This is a genomic window from Pseudomonas meliae (assembly GCF_001400515.1).
In the GTDB taxonomy this organism is placed as follows: domain Bacteria; phylum Pseudomonadota; class Gammaproteobacteria; order Pseudomonadales; family Pseudomonadaceae; genus Aquipseudomonas; species Aquipseudomonas amygdali.
The window spans coordinates 1-3742 of sequence record NZ_LJQT01000288.1 but is presented as its reverse complement, the minus strand read 5'-3'; the positions used below and the strand labels follow the sequence as shown (position 1 = coordinate 3742).

At 53.4% G+C, this 3742-nt stretch carries 3 protein-coding genes; 2 read left to right on the top strand and 1 reads right to left on the bottom strand.

Annotated elements, in window-relative coordinates; genetic code table 11:
- Positions 1-29: 29 nt before the first annotated feature.
- Positions 30-1046: a phosphatase domain-containing protein gene (locus ALO64_RS13400; RefSeq protein WP_044345759.1), complete on the bottom strand. Its 1017-nt coding sequence runs from the start codon at positions 1044-1046 to the stop codon at positions 30-32.
- 582 nt (positions 1047-1628) lie between these two features.
- Here ALO64_RS13400 and ALO64_RS13390 point away from each other — a divergent pair.
- Both ALO64_RS13390 and ALO64_RS13385 read left to right on the top strand, forming a co-directional pair.
- Positions 1629-2870: a DNA cytosine methyltransferase gene (locus ALO64_RS13390; RefSeq protein ID WP_054991726.1), complete on the top strand. Its 1242-nt coding sequence runs from the start codon at positions 1629-1631 to the stop codon at positions 2868-2870.
- Between the two features lie 2 nt (positions 2871-2872).
- On the top strand, positions 2873-3742 hold an 870-nt coding region (locus ALO64_RS13385; protein ID WP_054991725.1), incomplete at its 3' end, for a NotI family restriction endonuclease.

The window sequence follows — 3742 nt, the reverse complement described above, 5'->3', positions numbered from 1 at the left end:
TACTTCAGATCTTCCTTAGCGTAAGTCAGTCAGCGTTGTTGAGAGGGGGTGTTCGGGTCAGCGAGCCATTCTGACCATGAGCGGGGCGCTCCTTTCGGGTTTTGCTTGGCGTATTCGTAAAACAGCGAAATGAATTCCAAGCGGTCATTGCGCAGGTTGGTGCGGCCTTCGTGGGTGACATCCTTGTTGAAATCCAGCGCGCGACCTGGATTGAACGCGAGTTGGCGTTCTATCAGGTCATGAAACGATACGTGGTGAGCGTTCTTAAGCATGTCGTGCATGGCGATGAAGATGCCTGTGCGGCCTTGCCCGACACCGCAATGGATATGTACCCGACCGTGCTCGGGTAACGCGCGCTCCATGGCTAGGAATAGGTCAATGTCTTCCGAACGCGGGCCCATGTGGTCGGTCACCATCAAACGCAGGTACCCTGCACCAGTGGACTTCACCAAGTCTTCTTCACTGGAGATATCCGGGCTCTTCAACACTACCTTACGAGGATTCTCCAGCCCGTGTTTGGCATCCTTGCGATGAATGATCTCGACTGTTGGCTGCTGCTTGAGCGCAGCGATGCGAGATTGCTCATCGGCGATGACGGCATTGCGACTTTTACCCACGTTCGCCCAATTGTTGCCCAGTCGCCAAGTACATGGATAGCCCCCAACGATCGCGTGAGATTCTTCTCGTACATCCAATACCACGACGGGGCTTTCGGGGGTGGCATGCAAGCGTTGCACTTGCTCCAAACTGGCGATACTGGCACTGCCGGAAATGTGCAGCGTGTCCCAGCCTTTTTGATTGAGGTGAGGGGGAAGAATAAAACTGTCCGAAGAACGGAAATTTTCCAGTTCGCCTGGTGTGCGGTCATAGAGGAACACGGGTTCACCGGTCGGCCGCTCCGGTGTAGTCAGCGCTTGTTTGAATTTCGTAACCGCGTGTCGATAGGCTTCGGGAGTCAACTGCTCATAGGCAGGCTCGAGATCGCTGGCTGAACCCCCTCTCGACAAAGGTATGACGCCTCGGGAAGTAATGACATGATTCTGCATGAATTGGATCCTATGAACAAATGCGCCTCTTTCGTGGGCGCATAGGCTCCAACGGTTCCAACTGGCAGTGAGAACCCCGTGACGGGGGTATAAGCCGGAATCGCCGAAAATTCCGTCGGAAAACGTCTGAGGCTTGGTTTCCGGCTGGTTCTTCTACCCGACATGGTTTTACGTACACGTTTTACCCATGGAAAGGTGCCATCTTCTCGCTTGGCGCGGCTGCATCGGAAATCAACTGTTTGGCGTTAATCCGCACCCGTACTGGCTTCCCAACCATGACGGAAATTTCTGGGATTCCGGCTTACAACCCCAGGGAGCACCTCATGTATGGATACACAAATGTGTATCCATACGATACTATCACTCTATGTCGAGCAAAGACGCTGGTCTCCGTATCCGTGTTGAAAGGGAACTCCGTGAGGCGTTCCAGGGGGCTTGCTTGGCCGAAAATAGGTGTGCGTCGGAAGTTTTGCGCGAGTTCATGCGGGCATTCGCTGACCGGCATCAAGATGGCTTGCAGCCAGATATGTTCACGGCCCCAGCATTCAGGAAGCCGCGTCAATTACCCAAGAGAAAAGCGATATGAACCAATTTAATTCCTTGGAAGGGCGCTTGACTTCGCTCGACTTGTTTGCAGGCGCGGGCGGGCTGTCCGAAGGATTGCGCGAGGCTGGGTTCACGTCGCTTTACGCAAACGAGATTTCCCCGCGCTATGCGCAGACCTACGCTGCCAACCATCCATCCACGCATGTGGATAACCAAGACATCCGCGAGGTCGATGCCCGTAAAGTCCGAAAGTTATTAGGCTTGAAGCGAGGCGAATTGGACTTGATCGCCGGTGGCCCGCCATGCCAAGGCTTTTCGATCAACGCGCCCAAGCGTTCCACCGAGGATTCACGGAACCACCTGTTCCGCGAATACCTACGGTTTGTCACCGAATTTCAGCCGCGAGCGGTCTTGATCGAGAACGTCCCTGGCATGGTGTCGTTTGAAGGTGGTGCAACGCTGGATGCGATCCTAGAATCATTAAAGGCTCTGGGCTACGACGCCGATGTTCGGATTCTGTACGCCCCGCATTACGGTGTGCCGCAAACTCGGTGGCGCACAATCATTCTTGGCAGCCGTTGCGGCGTCGATCCGACGGCACTATTCCCAGAACCGCTGCGCCACGCGCCGGTTCGAGTGAATTTCACCTCGCAATTCGCCGGGAAAAACTTGGTGAATTTGCCGCGTCCCCTGGAATTGCCATCACACGTCACGGTCAAGGACGCCATTGGCGACTTACCTTTACTGTGCAACGGCGAAATGGGCGAACCGGTAAAACCTTATCGGCATATGTTCGACAATCAATATCAACAATTGATGCGCATTGGTTCGGAGGGCGTAACGTGTCACGAAGCAGCGCGGTTGAGCAAAATCAATCTTGAGCGCATGGCGCATATACCACAGGGTGGAAACTGGACTGATATCCCTGAGGAGCTCTTACCGCGCGGAATGCGCATGGCGCGGCGCAGTGACCACACAAAACGTTACGGTAGGGTTCATCCGGACGGCCTTGCATCCACAATTCTGACCAAATGTGATCCCCATTGGGGGGCTTATTTCCATTATGAGCAGGACAGGGCCTTTACCGTGCGTGAGGCTGCACGGCTCCAATCCTTCCCCGATACTTACGTTTTTTGCGGTTCTCGGGTTGAGCAATACGAGCAGGTCGGCAACGCTGTACCGCCGTTGCTTGGCGCGGCCGTAGGTCGGACAATCGCTCGTGTACTTGGAGAAAGTCAGAAAAGTCAGAAGACTGCACGCAAAGTAAGGACGGTGTAAAAGTGGCAGGGAAAATTTGGGAGTTTTTTGGTTATCGAGCTGATGACCATTCGCCAGCGGCAATCGCTGCCGCCACGGACAAACAATGCCCCTATTTGGCCGACAATTGCGAGAAGCGCCTTAGCGACAGTCTCATTGCCGGCGTCTGTACCATCAAGCCTATGACTTCTGGCCCTGTCATGTGCTGCCCTATCCGTTTATACGCGGACAAATATCGCATTTTGTATGACGTAGCAAAAATTGCCTTTGAGGAAGATTATGAGCTGGTCGCCGGAGGGAAGGCATCGGAAAGAGCGAAGGCTAAACAAGAACCCGTCGTAGCGGTATTTGGAAAACGCTGGGGCGGTGAATTGCGACTACCGCAAAAAGATGGGGCGGGAAGCTATTTCGTGGATTGGGTCTTGGCATTACTTGATGCCAACGGAAAATTAAAAGAGTTTGTCGCTGTTGAAGTACAGACTATCGACACTACGGGCAACTATCGCAATGGGCGGGAAGGATTGCTTTCGCCTGAACGGACAAACCCAACAACGACGGCTGGCCTGAACTGGGAAAATGTCAATAAGCGAATTTTGCCGCAACTCATTTACAAGGGCCAAGTGCTACAACGAGAAGCATTGTGTCGAAAGGGCTTGTTTTTTGTCTGCCCGCATCCGGTCTATTTAAGAATAATGTCACGTCTTGGTGGCTCCGGTGGCTTGATTCGCTATGCGTTGCAACCTGCTTCGATTACGTTTCTTGCTTACGATCATAATATGGAAACGGGCGTCATCGACGGGGCCACGATTCCGCTAAAAGCGTTGCCACCTCATTCGACAACAGTTTACAAAGTACAAGAGGCGTTTAACAACGTCACTTTGCCGGATGAAAAC